This is a genomic window from Rhodococcus sp. KBS0724, assembly GCF_005938745.2.
Lineage (GTDB): Bacteria > Actinomycetota > Actinomycetes > Mycobacteriales > Mycobacteriaceae > Rhodococcus_F.
Window position 1 is genome coordinate 1 of record NZ_VCBX02000002.1, and the last position, 15,585, is coordinate 15,585.

Here is a 15,585-nt window from a genome sequence, read left to right on the forward strand (position 1 = left end):
AGATTCAGATGTCGTTGACGAAATGGAGCAAACCGTATACTCAACCGACCAGAGCTGAGGAGATCCACGCGTAGATGAACGAGGACGAAGTGGCCTCCGGCCAGACACCAGCGATCCAGTGGGTCTGGATCGCATTCGCGGTCATCGTCACCGCCCTCATCACGATGGGAATCCTTGCGCTGCTGGCGTGGACGTACGAGTGGGAAGGATTCTGGAAAGGCGCTGGTCAGCCCTTCGCCACCGTGGTTGCAGGTATGGCGGCACTTGCAGCTGGAGCACTTGCGTTCTATAACGGCGAACGCCAACGAGACGCCGAAGCGGTGCGGAACAAGAAGGACCTACAAACACGCCAGGACGAGAGCGACAGACAGCATTCAAGGGAGACCGATCGCGATCTCCGCAGCCGATTCACCACCGCTACTGGTCAGCTTGCCCACAGCAGTCCCACCATTCGCCGCTCGGGTGTCTTTGCCATGGCATCACTGGCCAACGACTGGCTTGCGCTCAAGAATCTAGGTGAAGGCCAGGCCTGTATCAACGTCCTTACTGGGTATCTCGCCGAACCGAACAGCACGTACAAAGAAGGAGACGAGGACCACCTCCCTCACCCTGGAGTGGACGGTCCCGTCCGAGAGACGATCATCCGGCTTCTGAGTGACCGGAGGGCAAGAGAGTGGATGGGACTGACCTATGACCTGGCGCATGCCGATCTTTCCGCTGTTCCGCTGGTCCGCCCAAATCTGGCCGATGCGGACCTGTCTCGCGCGTACTTGGTCGAGTCGAAAGCACCTGGTGGCAATCTAATGAACGCAAACCTCCAGGACGCACAGATGAGCGGAATCGATCTGTCTGGATCCAATCTCACCGACGCAAACCTCACCAGCGCAAACCTGTCCCGCGCAAAACTTGTTGGCGCAGATCTGACCCGGGCGCGGATGGGCGGAATCGCATACGTGCATTTCTTGAAGTCCCCTGATGGTTCAGCCCACCGCACAGTCAGCATCCTCAATCCGACAAACCTCGAAGGCGCTGACCTCACGGGAGCGATACTGACCGAGGCGGCTCTACGGGGCACGAGGCTCACGCGCGTACAGATGAAGGACGCCGATCTTGCCGGCAAAGATCTAACAAATACGAATTTGGAACACGCGTGGCTGCCAGGCGCCAATTTGACGGGCGCAGTGCTCGATTTCTCGAAACTGTCCGCTATCGACCTCAACGAGGCGAACTTATCTGGCGCGAAACTTGGTGCGGCCGAACTCATTCGCGCATCCTTGAAAGGGGCGAAACTCGTCGGCGCGGATTGCAGATACGCAAATTTAACCGGCGCGAACCTGAGTGGCGCCGACCTGACCGGAGCCGACTTCACCGGTGCGAACCTGACCGACGCAAATCTCACCGAAGTTACCTATTCAGAAACACGGTGGCCAGACGGATTTCAGCCATTCCGTTCGTAGTTTCTTTAGCGTGCAGCGCTCTTAAGACGGTGGCGTGTGAACGACGGTCCATAGAAACATGGGGCTCACTGGCCTAACTCGTTGCCCTCGACTACGCCTCGGACCGTTCCGCATCGTCCGGTGTCGACGGCAGGTGAAAACTGATCAAGGTACGGCACCTTGGGTTCTAGTCAACGTCGCAACACCGACGGATTCTGTGACTCTAGTAGAGCCGTGAACAACTCTGTCGGACAACGGTCTTGGAGGACGACCCTGGGACGGCTGTTGAGTTCGTTCTCAACGGCCAGCAGATGCTCCGGCGAGTGGATGGCGAGGTCTGTTCCCTTCGGGAAGTAGTCACGCAACAGTCCGTTGGCGTTCTCGTTCGAACCGCGCTGCCACGGGGAACGTGAATCGCAGAAGTAGACCGGTGCGCCCAGCGATCGCGCGATCGTAGTGTGACGGGCCATTTCGGAGCCCTGATCCCAGGTGATCGACCGCAGTAACGCCGCCGGCAGATCGCGCATCCGCGCGGTCAGCGCCGCATGGAGAGAATCGCCGTCGCGGAAGGGAAGATGCAGCAACCGAACCATCCGTGTCTGGCGCTCGACGAGCGTGCCGATCGCGGATTGGTTGTGGGCGCCGGTGATTAAGTCACCTTCCCAGTGCCCAGCTTGCGAACGGTCCTCGGGAGGGAATGGCCGTTGATGAATGGTGAGCATCGGCTGCTCGAATCGCGGGCGGCGTAGCTCTCCGCGCCGCTGAGCACGCCGGTGATCACGGCCGGTGCGCAGCGGTGACCGCCGCTGCGGGGCCAGCGGAGAGGGCCGCAGTAAAAGCGATCCGGGCTGGTAGATGGCCCGATAGATGCTCTCGTGGCACAACCACATCCGCGGCTCGTCCGGGAATCGCGCCCGCAGATGCCGGCTGATCTGCTGCGGACTCCACCGCTGCGACAACAGTTCCGCCACGACCCGCTGTAATTCTGGTGTGATCTCCAGACGTCGCCGATGCCGCCGGGCTCGTCGGGCCGTGGCACGTCGGTGGGCCTCGAACGGCCGATAATCGTTGCCCGTGACTGCGTTCCGGCGAAGTTCGCGCGAGATCGTCGAGGGCGACCGCCCCAACCGGCCTGCGATCGCTCGGATACTCAGTCCCGCACGGCGTAGATCGGCGATCTCGATGCGTTCGTCTTGGGACAGAAACCGGGCACTGATCTCACGTACCGCCAGCCGCTCCAAAGCAGGTACGAACCCCACGGCCGCACCGTTGCGGTAGGTCTTGTAGCCGCGCGACCAGTTGTTTCCGGTGGTTCGGGATACACCGACCTCACGGGCAGCCGCGAGAATGCTCCACCCGCGGCCGCGGAGCTCCATGAACCGCTGACGCTTGGCCGACTGCGGACGACGCCCCGGCCCCTTCTTCACACGACGAGATGACGACAACACAAACTCCAGATTCTAGGGAGAAGTGTTGCGACGACCGATAGAAACCGCCCTCGGCGTGTACGGCTCACCGGCGCAACACGTCCACCTCCCGCGTGGGTGAGCTCTTTCCCTGCGGCGACGAATACCGTCCATACCTAGACAGGCTTGGATTTTGGTCACCCACTTGAAGAAATCTCGTCAAAACCTGCATCTGCTTCTCACCGAGTCTTACCGTGAATATGCAGGGATTCGCTATGAGGGGCGTGAATCTCGGCGCGGATAGCGGGTCGCTGCGCTGTGTGCTCAGCGCGGATGCAAACGAAACCCCCAACCTCATCGCAAGGTTGGGGGATTCGTGACCTTGAAATGAAAACCTTGAGATGAAACCACGAGGCGGCCAGATCGCAACGCCTCCAGCCCGACTGCTGCCTACACCAGACGAAGGTGAGATCCCATGCTAGCCAGCTGCTTAACCAACATGTCTCGACGCTCCGAGAGTCGCCGGATTGCATCGTCGTCCTCGGCGAGCCGGGCACGGTTCAGCAGGAACTGACACGTGTCCAATTGATCTCTGACAGTAGTCACTGCCGTCACCTTCGATCACTGTATGTAGGCACGTTCTGAACCTGCCAGTGGTAAATGCGATACACATGGGCCGAAGTACCTACATAGGCACCTGTTTTCGGATCCGACATCGCAAAGCCCCAATCTCAGTGCCAAGCCAAGGGTTTCGTGACTACTGGTACGTAAATGGCGAGGCCGAGTTGCTGCCAGTACCTTCTATGCACCCCTTCAGCGGGAGTTGAGCACACAGCTCCACTGATGAGGGCGTCAGGCCTCGCCGGTTGCGACCCCCCGCTCCAGCGGGACCTGTCCCTACTCGAGGTTTGGATCTCGCATTACCGGACACGCCCTGGCCGCCGCTAACCTCACGTGCATAGGGCTTGCCGCACAAGGTCCGCTTGGAAGTCTCGCAGACGACGCCGCGAGGACGCGGTAGCCGCGGCAACCCGCTGGTCCACCCTCGCCAGTCGCGACAACGCCGAGTACCTCGCCGCCCGCATCTCTTAGCCACCAGCGTCAAACATCGACGGTCACGTCTTCGGGTTTGGGTGTGGTGGATCTCGCAGTCGGAATGCTGCTCACCCCAACCGATCGCAATACTGCTGAGGTCGGCGCTGGTGTCAGTGACGATGGTGCCGCTGGTCGACGTGCTGACCGAGGTGGCCTAGCGGGAGTCGTCGCTTCCACACCCGACCACGATCACAGCACTGGTGAGTGCAGCGACCTTGGCGGCTATCGCCGAGCATGTCAAGTCGTTCGTGGACGAACTGAACTAGGCTCACCCGAGTCAAGGTGAATTCTGGTCTTCGCTACAGGGACCGGAATCCACCACCCCCTGTGGTGATCGGAGATGTGGTGGGGCAGGTTCTCTCGCGCGAAGAGCTGGCAACGGAACTCGACTCTGCCTACTCGAAACTCGAAGCGCTACTCGACCGTGCGGCCGAAGCCGATCTGTTCGACGAGGTCGCAGTTGATGCTTGGACTGTTCACGACGTCGTCGCTGTACGCGTCTGGTGGGCCGAGGCGGTGGCTGAGTGGATCGCGGCCGGACTGCGCGACGAGAATCCGCAGACACCGGAACCCGGCTTTAACTGGACGCAAACTCCCGCACTGAATCAGTCGGTTGTCGACGCAAGTGCAGACGTTCCGATTCTGGTGCTTCGCGATCGCTTGGGAGTTGCTGTCGCATTGTTGCGCAAGTACATCGAGACCCTCGACGACGATCAACTTCTGGCGGTCGGGGACTTCTCGTGGAGCAGGACCTGGCCGGTGTCGAGGTGGATTGCCGTCAACACGATCACCCAATTCGCATCCTTGTCGAAAATGATTCGGCGACTACTGAAATCGGCGAATCAGCTCTGAGTTCGGTGTATCCGCCAGACCGTCGGTCAGTGAGATTTCACCAGCGATCGTGAACCCGAACCGTTCATACAGCGGGAGATTCCGTTCCGTCGAGGTATCGAGCAAGCACGCCTCCCCGGAGCGATCCAGTTCGCCCAATGCGTGTCGCAGTAGCGCAGAACCCAATCATGTCCCGCGCGAGCGCGGCGTCGTACCGATCGTTGCCACCGACCACGCGTGCGCAGGGATGGAAACCGCAGACAGTTGTTCGTCTGCCTGGAGAATCCGCTCTAACCGATCTCCGCGCAGTTCCACGATCTTCTCGACAGCCTTTTCATCAGGCTCCGGTACGTTCGGCGGCAGGACCGCGACGACGCCGTTGCCGGAATCATCGATGTAGCAACGCCCGAAAGGTAGTGCCAGGTGCTCGAGGTAGATTCGTTGCACCGCTGCGACGCGTTGGACGTGAGAGTCTTCGGCCACGCACCAGTCCAGAATAGTCGGCGAACGCCACGCGGAGAATCTCGGCTGGTCGGGTCAGATGTGGTTGCTTGCAGGGTCGGAATCCTTCAACGAGCTTGTCGGTAAGTGCCCTGGGCACCCAAGTCTTTTCAGCTGTGCAGTAGTCGCACGGGCAGCGGTCACGTACTTGTGAGAGTTCCAGAACAGCCACTCCAAGACTCACAATAATTGTAGTGAACATTCCGACTTACATGAGTGTTACGGCAAGTGACCGGGATTGCAGCCCATAGCGTGTCGTAGTAGGCCGGAAGGAATGACTCGTGAACATTCTGTCTCCCTCAGGTCGGGATGACTCTTGTCTGGTGTGTCACGCCCTCCGGTCTCCGCTCGCGGTGTGACTCGAGAGAGGCGTGACCCCAAGCTGCTGTGAGAGGTACTTGAAGTCGGATTGTCCGCCACGGATCCCCACTTCGCGATCGAATCGCGGTTCCACCCGGCGATCGCCCCCTGTTGATGTCGGTACTGCACGGAAGCCGCGAGATCTGCCCACGAATCGCCCGTCCTTGTAGTTCGGCTTCCGCCAACGACAACCCGCCTCCAGGTCAAGACGTGGCATATCACCAGGTGATTCAGCAGACACACGATGTACGGACCCACCCCAACACGCAATACTCGAATCCTCCTCACCTCCGCTTTGTCACATTCAATCCGTCTATCTCGTCTTCCCAATAGGTTCCGATTTCCATGCGAAAGGACTAAAACCCGATGTCGACCCCATTCGAAACACCGATCATGGCGGAGGAGCGGCTGGCAGGCGAGTTCAGTGCAGCCCGCCCACGCCTGATCCGAATCGCCTACGCGGTGGTCGGCACCCACGCCGAAGCAGAAGACGTTGTCTCCGACTGCTGGCTACGGCTAGTCAGAGCAAACGCTCAAACCCGAATCGAGGACGTTGGTGCATGGACCACCGTAGCGGTCGCTCGCCACGCGCTCGACTCTCTCCGATCCGCGCGAGTTCGCCGCGAAATGTACGTAGGTCCATGGCTTCCGGAGCCAACCGTGCACACCACCTCACAGGCACCGCAGGACCCCGCCGATCGTGTGACATTAGATGAATCCGTTAGTTTTGCATTGCTCGTTGTCATGGAAACCTTGAGTCCCGCTCAACGCACCGCGTGGGTACTTCACGATCTCTTTTCGATGCCATTTCAAGATGTCGCAACCGTTGTCGGTCGCACTCCAGCGGCCGTGCGGCAGCTCGCCGCTCGCGCCCGCAAACAGGTCGCCGCCGGCATTCCGCACATCGATATCGATGTCAGCTCACATCGAGCAGTGGTCGAGGCATTCCAAGCAGCAGCGATCAGCGGAAACGTCGACGCACTTCTGACGATTCTCGATCCCCAGGTTGTACTGACCAGCGACGGAGGGGGCGTGGTCTCGGCGGCGCGGCGCCCGGTGTCGGGGGCAGACAAAGTATCCAGATTCATTGTCGGCCTTCGCAACAAGGTCACACAACTCGACATCAGGATCATGGATATCAACGGACTACCCGGTTTGGTGATGCTTCACGCCGGCAACGTCACCGCAGTCGTCTCGCTATCCGTCAGCGCCTCGACAATTTCCCGTATCGACATTCTCGTTGCGCCGACCAAGCTGGCGAATGTTCATGTTGACGCGTGACGCGGCAGAGGTGAAGCCTCCCCGCCCAGTTCACAACACCTTTTACCGTGGGGGCCTGTCGATGTGGGCATGGGTGGCCCAGCGTGTCAGCGGGATGGTGATCTACGTCTTCCTGCTCGTTCACGTAGCAGACAACCTCACGTTGCGAGTATCACCTGCCGCGTACGACGAAGTGATTCACACCTACAAGACACTCATCATGGGAATCGGAGAGATAGGCCTCGTCGCAGCCATCCTCGGTCATGGATTCAACGGCATCCGGATTGTGATTTTGGACTTCTGGTCCAAGGGGATCGAGAAATCCAAGCTCATGCTGTGGATCGTCGTCGTGCTCTGGGTGCTGGCAATGATCCCCTTCGTCATCCGTCACCTGAGTCACTACATCTGAAAGGAGAGGGTATGTCCATCCCGACCACCACACGCGACCTACGGACCAAAGCGAACGTCGGAGGCAACTTCGAGAAACTCGCCTGGATCTTCATGCGACTGTCCGGTGTCGTACTCCTCGTCCTGGTAACCGTGCATGTGTACGTCAATCTGGTCGCCGGTGAAGGCGTCCACAAAGTCGACTTCGCATTCGTCGCTGGAAAGTGGGCAAATCCATTCTGGCAATTGTGGGACTTTGCCATCCTCTGGCTCGCTGTACTGCACGGCACCAATGGTGTTCGCGTCATCATCGCCGACTACTCGACTCGCGCCCCCGTTCGATTCTGGATGACCATGCTCATCTGTAGTGCGGCAGTCATGATGCTCATCGCCGGCACCTTCACGATCTTCACATTCGACCCATGCCCTGCCGGGATCTTGTCCGGGAATCTGCCCGACTTCTGCCCCACCCCCTGAATTGACACTCGAAAGGTATACGTACAGATGAGCGTCGGAACATTCTTCGAGATCGTCTTGGTGTTCGCCGCGCTGTTCGTGGTGTGGTTCACCGTGTTCGTCGTGAGAGCACTGTTGAAGGACAAACGATGAACAAGAAACTAGTCTCCCTGATGGCAGCCACTCTCGCCCTTCTCGGCGTGTTTGCCCTACTCGCACCAGCTACCGCACAAATACTCACAGGTACACCGGTGGGTGTCTCGCTGGGGGTCTCCCTTGTCGTCATCGGAACTGTCGCCGCGGAACTTGTCAAGGCGTCTGAGTCCAATAGGTGTTAAGCCGCTGCGGTTTCGGAGTCCTTTGCGTCCTCGGATTCGGCGGCTGGTCGGTTGATCCAGACGTTGTCGGGTAGGTCGAGGATCTTCGGCGCGGCTGTGGTGCCGAAACGGTAAGGGTGTTGCTCGCGGGCCGCGGCGAGGACACTTCTTCGGTCAGCGGCCTTGCCGGCCGCGAGTCCGAAGTGAACGTCTGCGGGAGTATGCAGGCCGATCCCGGTGTGCCGATGCTCATGGTTGTACCAGTTGGTGAAGCTTTCCATGAATTCCCTTGCTGCAAAAAGTGATCCGAACCGATCAGGAAACTCCGGCCCGTACTTCAGCGTCTTGAACAACGACTCCGAGAATGGATTATCATTCGATACTCGCGGACGTGAGTGTGAACGTGTCACTTCCAGATCTGCGAGGAGCGTCGCGACGGTCTTGCTGGTCATCGATGTTCCGCGGTCGGCGTGGACCACGTTCGGAATGCCATGCACCGCGAAGATCTGTTCCATCAATTCCCGTGCCAGCAAACCGGATTCGTGCGTGTGAACATGGACGCCGACAATGTAGCGCGAGTAGATGTCGATCATCACGTACGCATCGAAGTACTGACCTTTCACCGGACCGGCGAGCTTGGTGATGTCCCACGAATACACCTGCCTGGCCGCAGTCGCGACCAGTTCCGGACACGCCTTCGCCGGGTGCCGCGCGAGCCGTCTACGCTCGGAGACCTGCGCATTCTCACGCAGGATTCGGTACATCGTGGACACCGAACACAGATACGTCCCTTCGTCGAGGAGTTGAGCGAATATCTCCAGCGGAGCCTGGTCGACGAATCGATCGCAATTGAGGACGTCAAGGACGCGACGTCGTTCGAGGTCACTGAGTTTGTTCACCGGTGCCGGGCGGGCCACAGCCGGCGGTGTGGGCAATCGTGCTGCGGTGCGGCGTCTGGTTGCTGTCGAGCGGACGAGACCAGTCAGCGTGCTCGCCGCCCGGGTACCGACACCGGCAGCGGTGAGTTCGGACCAGGCAGCGGTCATCGTTTGTTGTTCGTCTCGCCCGAATCCGCTCCCTCGGAGAGACTTTCCAAGAGAGCGTGTGCTTTTCCCATGATGTCCAGTGCGGCTTCGGTGGTGGTCAGTCGCTTGTTTGCCCGGGCAAGTTCGCGGGTCAGTCTCGCGATTTCGGCTTGTTCGGAAGTCAGTTTGCCGACCTTTTCACCAAGTTTCTTACCTTGGAGTACTCCGGCATCGCGTTGCTTGCGCCATTCGCTGATCAGCGATGAGTACAGACCCTCCCGTCGCAGATACGCGCCGCCGCCGCCGTGTTCGCAGGCCTGTTCGTACGCCGTGAGGTGCGCGATCTTGTCCGCGGTGGTGAAGGTGCGGCGCCGGCGAGGGCCGTCGGCTCTGGGATGTGCTGGATCCATCGGTTCATTGTGGTCTGTGATCGCTGGAGCGGTCATGTTCGGTCGATCCGTATCTCGCCCTGCATCAGGTGGGGTTGCTGTGAACCAGTGGACTCAACTCATGCTGACACGCAGGGCCGCAGCATTGATCGTGAACCAGATTCGATTCGGTCTATCAGCAGATCGTTTACTCAAAGTACTCATCGAGGAAGGTGACGACCGAGGTTTCCCGGACCTCCCTCGGCGCCCGTCCGGCCGAGTTCTTCCCGAAGATGCGAAGGCGTACGTAGAGAAATGTCGTTCCGACGTCGATTCGGACTCCGCTGACTGGCGGCTGTGGTTTCTCCTCGCCGGAAGTTTCGAGATCGCTCGTGATCGCCACAGTGCGGTTCTCGCGCTCCGCAAAGCCAATGAACTCATCTCTTCGCGAGTTGTAGGTCCGCACCACTAGTTCCAGAAATTCAGTACCCGACGTAACGCGCTCAACCCACTGAGAATTCGAGTGTGGCTTGCCGCTACCCGGCGTGAGGAGCAGTTTCGGTTGTGGCGATTCATCAAGTTCCACTAGCGCGCACCCTCACCGCGAGACGTGCATCCTTCAGCCGATCCGATTGCTTATTGCAATCGGGGCCACTTGCGGAACCGATTGTGCTGCCGTGGGTTCTCGATCGGCAGCACAATCGGCGTATCAGTTTGGGTCAAGGCTTCGGTACCGGTGGAATGTACTCCGGCAGAGCACCGTTCGGACCTGCCATTGCCAACAAAGACTCTTTGTCATCGGCTGGCGGATAGATCCACTCTGTGTTGATCGTTACCTTGAGATGTTGTCCAGCACTGCCAGTCATCACGACTGTACGATCCCAACCCGTCGTGACCACGGCCCCTGCCGCCCCTAGCGCCAGACACGTCTGATATTCATCCGGGGAAAATGCTACGAGAGGTTCCCCAAGCAGATCGGCCCCAGCATTGTGGCCGGCGAATTTGCCGAGAGGTACAGCGTACTGACAGCTCTGCATCACGGTCCGGCCGTGCGTTGCAACCGCCGCCGCGGTATCGCCCGCCGCATAGACGTCGGCAACACCGCTTACACGAAGGTACTCGTCGACTGACAGTCGGCCGAGCCAGTCACGTTCTGCAGGAATGCACTTCGTCAGTGGGCTGGCTGTCATTCCCGCTGTCCACACCACCGTGCGAGCGTCGATTTCAGTACCATCGGACAAAGTAACCCCATGTGAGCGAACACTATCCACACTCACGTTGAGGCGTACCTCGATTCCGAGGTCGCTCAGCGCGGCAGAGATTGCAGTGTGCGGACCCGAACCCAACTCGGGCCCAACCTGGCGTTCCCTCTCCACCAAGACCAACCGTACTACTGCCTGGCCATCGGCGATCTCACGAACTCGCTGCGTCAACTCCGCCGCAATTTCGAGTCCGGTAAATCCTGCCCCCACGACCACAATCGTGTACTGCCCAGCGCTGACACCTTCATGCGGAAGTCGGTGCAGATGTGAATCGAGCCGGGCAGCACCGGCAAGAGTGTCGACGTCAAAGAGATGTTCTGCCCCCACAATGGTCGGCATCACGACCTGGCTGCCGGACGCCAGTATGAGCTTTTCGTAGGCTATTACGGCACTGCGCCCGTCCCTACCGACTGTTGTGACCGATTGGGCGTCGGTGTCGATATCGGTCACAGTTGCCGGCACACGCCGGACACCTATCGGCCCAAGAATGGAGTCGAGTGGGACGCGCTTATTGTGAGGTTCCGATTCGTACAAACGTGGGCGTATCACCAGATCGTCACCGGCACTGACAACAACGATTTCCAGTTCCGAGTCAACCACACCGCACTCATCCCGCAGTTTCGCGGCGCTGGCAGCGCTCCATACGCCGGCGAAGCCTCCCCCGACAATCAAAATCTTCGACATGAATCAACCTTCCGTTGCTTCGTCACGGCGTCGGTCGTTGACCTCACGCAAGTCCTGTTCGTAGTCGGTTGCAACTGGGTCATCGATCTGACGTGGCCGAGCGGATTTGGGCAGTGGTGTGTGCCATATCCACGTACTCCCACACTCTGACGACCCAACCATCGATCGCTTCCAGCCAGAGGCTGTATTCGTTCTCGTAGAACCCGCCAGTGGAGAATTCACCACTCATCTTGAAGCGAACCGCTCCGATATTTCCGTCGGTAATCGCATGGTGCACTTCCACAGTCATCTTGTTCGGGTCGTACAGGTCACCGAACACACGATGCAAATTAGCGAGAACTTCGCCTCGGCCGGATGTGAAGCTCTCCATCACCTCCGCTGGGATCGACGGGGTGATCCACCATGTGACATCTGGTGCTAAATTCTCGATCATTCGCTCAGGGTGTCCGGCCGCTTGCACAATCCGGGTCGCAAGCTCTGAGGGTGAGAGTGGTGCGCCCGTTGACGATGTACTCATCAGATTCCTATCCATGACCTCGGCAGTGCATTCTGCCGAATAGTGTTGCAATTGATAAATGTTGACGTTCTACGCATCGATATTTTCCGGGCGGTGATTCTTGGGTTTGGCCCAGTGATAGCTTCCTGCTCGACGGCGCTCCCACGACAGAATCACGCGGGCATATCGATTGTTCAAATCATTGAACAACGCACCGGTTTTACCCTTGATCGTGAAATCACGCGGCGTATCGTCGCTGTTAGTCAATTGAATCAGTCCGTCTCCAGGCCCCAAACTCAAACTCAGAACGAGGTACCTGAGCGCAAAAGGTTTGGGTTCAACACCTTTTAAGTCTGCGATGACGGTTTGGGCGGCGTGCGCTCCCTGCGGTGCGGCAGTTGCACATGCCATGCGTAGGGTTCTACCTGCCGATCCGGTGACAACCGCTCCATCGCCTGCGCCGAGAATTCGCGGGTGCGCTGTCGAGCGCATACTGGCATCGACGAGCAATCGACCGGACTTGTCGACAGCCAGTCCGCTATCGCGCGCCAAACTCGGTACGGCAAAGGACGCGGCCCAGACCACAACATTGCCTTCGACATGTTCGCCACTGCCGGTGATAATTCCGTCGGGTGTGACTTCTGCGACGGATACATTTTCGATCACGTCGACATTGCGCATCGCTTGAGCGTTCCTGATGTAGGCGCGCGCTTTCTCGGACACGGTAGGTGCCAGCACCGAAGACGTGATCATTTTCAGACTGAGATCAGGGCGTGCGACAGAGAGTTCCGAGACCATTTCGATCGCCGTGGACCCGCCGCCGACGACAATGACGCTGTCACCCGCAACGCACTCAGCGAGTGCGTCCCTCAGTTTGTGAGCCTGTTCAAGGCTAGACAAGTCGAACGCAAACTCACGGGTACCCGGAACCGGATCGAGCACGGCACCGCTGCCGATCGCGTAGATCAGGTCGTCGTATTGCAGAGTCCATTGCTTCCCCGAAGGTGAATCGACACCGTCAATTTCGTTGTGGTCGTGTCGAATCGTCGTCGCCGATCCAATGACGAGTTGGACCGAAGGGTTGAGCAATTCGGTCAAACTATGCCGCGTCGCAGAATCGGAGTCGGCGCGGGCGGCCACTTCGTGGAGAAGCAGTCGCTCCACGAAACTGTTGATCGGGTTGACAAGTGTGACCTGGACCTTGCCGCGGAGGGTTCCCGCCAACCGGTTGGCACACATCACTCCGGCGTATCCACCACCCAGAATGACCACTCTACGAATCGTCTTGTTATTCATACCTATAGGACGATATGGTCGCATCGAATGTGACTTCGCGGCGTCAGTGGGGTCGCTCAACGGCAAGGTACATGCGTGCGAGATCGCGCTTGTCGCGGTCATCTCGGTGCGCATACCGTCGGTAAGGCCCGACCGTGCATGCGAATTCGACTGGTGCGACGTGATCCATGGGAGCAAGCCGCACGCGTTGGTGCGACGAGCCGAGCGGCACGCAGGTGTTCGATGAATACTGCCACGCGATTCGTGCGAGGATTCCTCTACTCACCCGCGATCGTCGTCGCAGCAATTCCGGGGCGAGTGGGGCCTCCGGCATTCACGTGCCACCATCTTGCGAGTTGTCCGAGATACTGAGATCTTCTGCCTCACACCCCGGTTGAGTCTCCTCAGATCAACAGGATGGCCACGAAAATGGCTGCTGCGCCCAAGATGTCGGCGACCGCGCAGAACGGTACGTACCACCGTGGCACCGTCCCGACTCCCAGCCACAGCAGCTTGTGTTGGTGGACGATGTCCCATAGTCCGTGAAGTAGTAGGCCCACCGCAATCCACACTGGTCCAAACAACAAGCCACTGATTGTCAGAGCGATTCCGACGGCAACGAAGGAGACTTCGACCAGTAACTCTTGAACGCTGCCACCCACGAGCGCGAATCCGAGGTAGACCCCGTAGATCATGGCGAGGAAGGTGGCAAGAATCGGCGTTGATCGGGCAGGGTCGAAGATGACGACGACGGCAAGAAACCCAACGGCTCCCACGACTCCCATAGTCACAGACGCCGGTGTAGTCATCAGGTCGTGGGGATGCGGAACTTGTCAAGGCGTCTGAGTCCAATAGGTGTTAAGCCGCTGCGGTTTCGGAGTCCTTTGCGTCCTCGGATTCGGCGGCTGGTCGGTTGATCCAGACGTTGTCGGGTAGGTCGAGGATCTTCGGCGCGGCTGTGGTGCCGAAACGGTAAGGGTGTTGCTCGCGGGCCGCGGCGAGGACACTTCTTCGGTCAGCGGCCTTGCCGGCCGCGAGTCCGAAGTGAACGTCTGCGGGAGTATGCAGGCCGATCCCGGTGTGCCGATGCTCATGGTTGTACCAGTTGGTGAAGCTTTCCATGAATTCCCTTGCTGCAAAAAGTGATCCGAACCGATCAGGAAACTCCGGCCCGTACTTCAGCGTCTTGAACAACGACTCCGAGAATGGATTATCATTCGATACTCGCGGACGTGAGTGTGAACGTGTCACTTCCAGATCTGCGAGGAGCGTCGCGACGGTCTTGCTGGTCATCGATGTTCCGCGGTCGGCGTGGACCACGTTCGGAATGCCATGCACCGCGAAGATCTGTTCCATCAATTCCCGTGCCAGCAAACCGGATTCGTGCGTGTGAACATGGACGCCGACAATGTAGCGCGAGTAGATGTCGATCATCACGTACGCATCGAAGTACTGACCTTTCACCGGACCGGCGAGCTTGGTGATGTCCCACGAATACACCTGCCTGGCCGCAGTCGCGACCAGTTCCGGACACGCCTTCGCCGGGTGCCGCGCGAGCCGTCTACGCTCGGAGACCTGCGCATTCTCACGCAGGATTCGGTACATCGTGGACACCGAACACAGATACGTCCCTTCGTCGAGGAGTTGAGCGAATATCTCCAGCGGAGCCTGGTCGACGAATCGATCGCAATTGAGGACGTCAAGGACGCGACGTCGTTCGAGGTCACTGAGTTTGTTCACCGGTGCCGGGCGGGCCACAGCCGGCGGTGTGGGCAATCGTGCTGCGGTGCGGCGTCTGGTTGCTGTCGAGCGGACGAGACCAGTCAGCGTGCTCGCCGCCCGGGTACCGACACCGGCAGCGGTGAGTTCGGACCAGGCAGCGGTCATCGTTTGTTGTTCGTCTCGCCCGAATCCGCTCCCTCGGAGAGACTTTCCAAGAGAGCGTGTGCTTTTCCCATGATGTCCAGTGCGGCTTCGGTGGTGGTCAGTCGCTTGTTTGCCCGGGCAAGTTCGCGGGTCAGTCTCGCGATTTCGGCTTGTTCGGAAGTCAGTTTGCCGACCTTTTCACCAAGTTTCTTACCTTGGAGTACTCCGGCATCGCGTTGCTTGCGCCATTCGCTGATCAGCGATGAGTACAGACCCTCCCGTCGCAGATACGCGCCGCCGCCGCCGTGTTCGCAGGCCTGTTCGTACGCCGTGAGGTGCGCGATCTTGTCCGCGGTGGTGAAGGTGCGGCGCCGGCGAGGGCCGTCGGCTCTGGGATGTGCTGGATCCATCGGTTCATTGTGGTCTGTGATCGCTGGAGCGGTCATGTTCGGTCGATCCGTATCTCGCCCTGCATCAGGTGGGGTTGCTGTGAACCAGTGGACTCAACTCATGCTGACACGCAGGGATGCCGGGTCTCGACAATCCGGTCCATTCGTTCC

At 59.2% G+C, this 15,585-nt stretch carries 15 protein-coding genes; 6 read left to right on the plus strand and 9 right to left on the minus strand.

Annotation, left to right across the window (positions count from 1 at the left end):
* Positions 1-74: 74 nt before the first annotated feature.
* Positions 75-1,457 (plus strand): pentapeptide repeat-containing protein, encoded by a 1,383-nt coding sequence (locus tag FFI94_RS30895; RefSeq protein ID WP_138873750.1) that lies wholly within the window; start codon positions 75-77, stop codon positions 1,455-1,457.
* A 170-nt stretch (positions 1,458-1,627) separates the two neighbouring features.
* Here FFI94_RS30895 and FFI94_RS30900 read toward each other — a convergent pair whose 3' ends face one another.
* On the minus strand, positions 1,628-2,812 hold the full coding sequence (locus FFI94_RS30900) for an IS30 family transposase (protein ID WP_260684448.1): 1,185 nt from the start codon (positions 2,810-2,812) through the stop codon (positions 1,628-1,630).
* A 1,452-nt stretch (positions 2,813-4,264) separates the two neighbouring features.
* Here FFI94_RS30900 and FFI94_RS30905 point away from each other — a divergent pair.
* Positions 4,265-4,789 (plus strand): ClbS/DfsB family four-helix bundle protein, encoded by a 525-nt coding sequence (locus tag FFI94_RS30905; RefSeq protein ID WP_260684532.1) that lies wholly within the window; start codon positions 4,265-4,267, stop codon positions 4,787-4,789.
* 165 nt (positions 4,790-4,954) lie between these two features.
* On the opposite strand, the gene FFI94_RS34455 is transcribed toward FFI94_RS30905, so the two are convergent.
* Positions 4,955-5,251 carry a hypothetical protein gene (locus FFI94_RS34455; protein WP_260684533.1) on the minus strand — a complete coding sequence of 99 codons (297 nt, stop codon included), beginning with the start codon at positions 5,249-5,251 and terminating at the stop codon, positions 4,955-4,957.
* Positions 5,252-5,995: 744 nt separating this feature from the next.
* Here FFI94_RS34455 and sigJ point away from each other — a divergent pair.
* The 4 genes from sigJ to FFI94_RS30930 all read left to right on the plus strand — a co-directional run bounded on the left by sigJ (position 5,996) and on the right by FFI94_RS30930 (position 8,070).
* Complete coding sequence (gene sigJ, locus FFI94_RS30915) at positions 5,996-6,910, plus strand: RNA polymerase sigma factor SigJ (protein WP_138873752.1); 915 nt, start codon at positions 5,996-5,998, stop codon at positions 6,908-6,910.
* Positions 6,897-7,298, plus strand: coding sequence for a succinate dehydrogenase, cytochrome b556 subunit (sdhC, locus tag FFI94_RS30920; protein ID WP_138873753.1), 402 nt, complete (start codon positions 6,897-6,899; stop codon positions 7,296-7,298). The genes sigJ and sdhC overlap by 14 nt, the downstream gene beginning before the upstream one ends.
* Before the next feature lie 11 nt (positions 7,299-7,309).
* On the plus strand, positions 7,310-7,753 hold the full coding sequence (locus FFI94_RS30925) for a succinate dehydrogenase (RefSeq protein ID WP_138873754.1): 444 nt from the start codon (positions 7,310-7,312) through the stop codon (positions 7,751-7,753).
* 128 nt (positions 7,754-7,881) lie between these two features.
* The gene (locus tag FFI94_RS30930) at positions 7,882-8,070 is read left to right on the plus strand and encodes a hypothetical protein (RefSeq protein WP_138873755.1); all 189 of its coding nucleotides are present in this window, start codon (positions 7,882-7,884) and stop codon (positions 8,068-8,070) included.
* On the opposite strand, the gene FFI94_RS30935 is transcribed toward FFI94_RS30930, so the two are convergent.
* The 7 genes from FFI94_RS30935 to FFI94_RS30965 all read right to left on the minus strand — a co-directional run bounded on the left by FFI94_RS30935 (position 8,067) and on the right by FFI94_RS30965 (position 15,435).
* Positions 8,067-9,484 (minus strand): IS3 family transposase gene (locus FFI94_RS30935; RefSeq protein WP_138871141.1). Its coding sequence is split into 2 segments (ribosomal slippage): positions 8,067-9,104 and positions 9,107-9,484, totalling 1,416 coding nucleotides; the frame shifts between segments, so codons are not numbered across the junction. The genes FFI94_RS30930 and FFI94_RS30935 overlap by 4 nt on opposite strands.
* Before the next feature lie 166 nt (positions 9,485-9,650).
* Complete coding sequence (locus FFI94_RS30940; RefSeq protein ID WP_144298306.1) at positions 9,651-10,028, minus strand: hypothetical protein; 378 nt, start codon at positions 10,026-10,028, stop codon at positions 9,651-9,653.
* A gap of 133 nt (positions 10,029-10,161) precedes the next feature.
* Complete coding sequence (locus FFI94_RS30945; RefSeq protein WP_138873757.1) at positions 10,162-11,388, minus strand: NAD(P)/FAD-dependent oxidoreductase; 1,227 nt, start codon at positions 11,386-11,388, stop codon at positions 10,162-10,164.
* 79 nt (positions 11,389-11,467) lie between these two features.
* Positions 11,468-11,920, minus strand: coding sequence for a nuclear transport factor 2 family protein (locus FFI94_RS30950; RefSeq protein WP_138873758.1), 453 nt, complete (start codon positions 11,918-11,920; stop codon positions 11,468-11,470).
* A 54-nt stretch (positions 11,921-11,974) separates the two neighbouring features.
* Entirely contained in the window at positions 11,975-13,180 is a 1,206-nt protein-coding gene (locus FFI94_RS30955; protein ID WP_185993452.1) for an NAD(P)/FAD-dependent oxidoreductase, read from the minus strand.
* Positions 13,181-13,563: 383 nt separating this feature from the next.
* Complete coding sequence (locus tag FFI94_RS30960; RefSeq protein WP_144298308.1) at positions 13,564-13,935, minus strand: DUF6010 family protein; 372 nt, start codon at positions 13,933-13,935, stop codon at positions 13,564-13,566.
* An 82-nt stretch (positions 13,936-14,017) separates the two neighbouring features.
* Positions 14,018-15,435 (minus strand): IS3 family transposase gene (locus FFI94_RS30965; RefSeq protein WP_138871141.1). Its coding sequence is split into 2 segments (ribosomal slippage): positions 14,018-15,055 and positions 15,058-15,435, totalling 1,416 coding nucleotides; the frame shifts between segments, so codons are not numbered across the junction.
* Positions 15,436-15,585: the final 150 nt, after the last annotated feature.

Coding starts and splice junctions, on each gene's coding strand:
- FFI94_RS30925 (WP_138873754.1), top strand. CDS start 7,310: ATGTCCATCCCGACCACCACACGCGACCTACGGACCAAAGCGAACGTC.
- FFI94_RS30955 (WP_185993452.1), bottom strand. CDS start 13,180: ATGAATAACAAGACGATTCGTAGAGTGGTCATTCTGGGTGGTGGATAC.
- FFI94_RS30895 (WP_138873750.1), top strand. CDS start 75: ATGAACGAGGACGAAGTGGCCTCCGGCCAGACACCAGCGATCCAGTGG.
- FFI94_RS30930 (WP_138873755.1), top strand. CDS start 7,882: ATGAACAAGAAACTAGTCTCCCTGATGGCAGCCACTCTCGCCCTTCTC.
- sdhC (WP_138873753.1), top strand. CDS start 6,897: ATGTTGACGCGTGACGCGGCAGAGGTGAAGCCTCCCCGCCCAGTTCAC.
- FFI94_RS30950 (WP_138873758.1), bottom strand. CDS start 11,920: ATGGATAGGAATCTGATGAGTACATCGTCAACGGGCGCACCACTCTCA.
- FFI94_RS30900 (WP_260684448.1), bottom strand. CDS start 2,812: ATGGAGCTCCGCGGCCGCGGGTGGAGCATTCTCGCGGCTGCCCGTGAG.
- sigJ (WP_138873752.1), top strand. CDS start 5,996: ATGTCGACCCCATTCGAAACACCGATCATGGCGGAGGAGCGGCTGGCA.
- FFI94_RS30945 (WP_138873757.1), bottom strand. CDS start 11,388: ATGTCGAAGATTTTGATTGTCGGGGGAGGCTTCGCCGGCGTATGGAGC.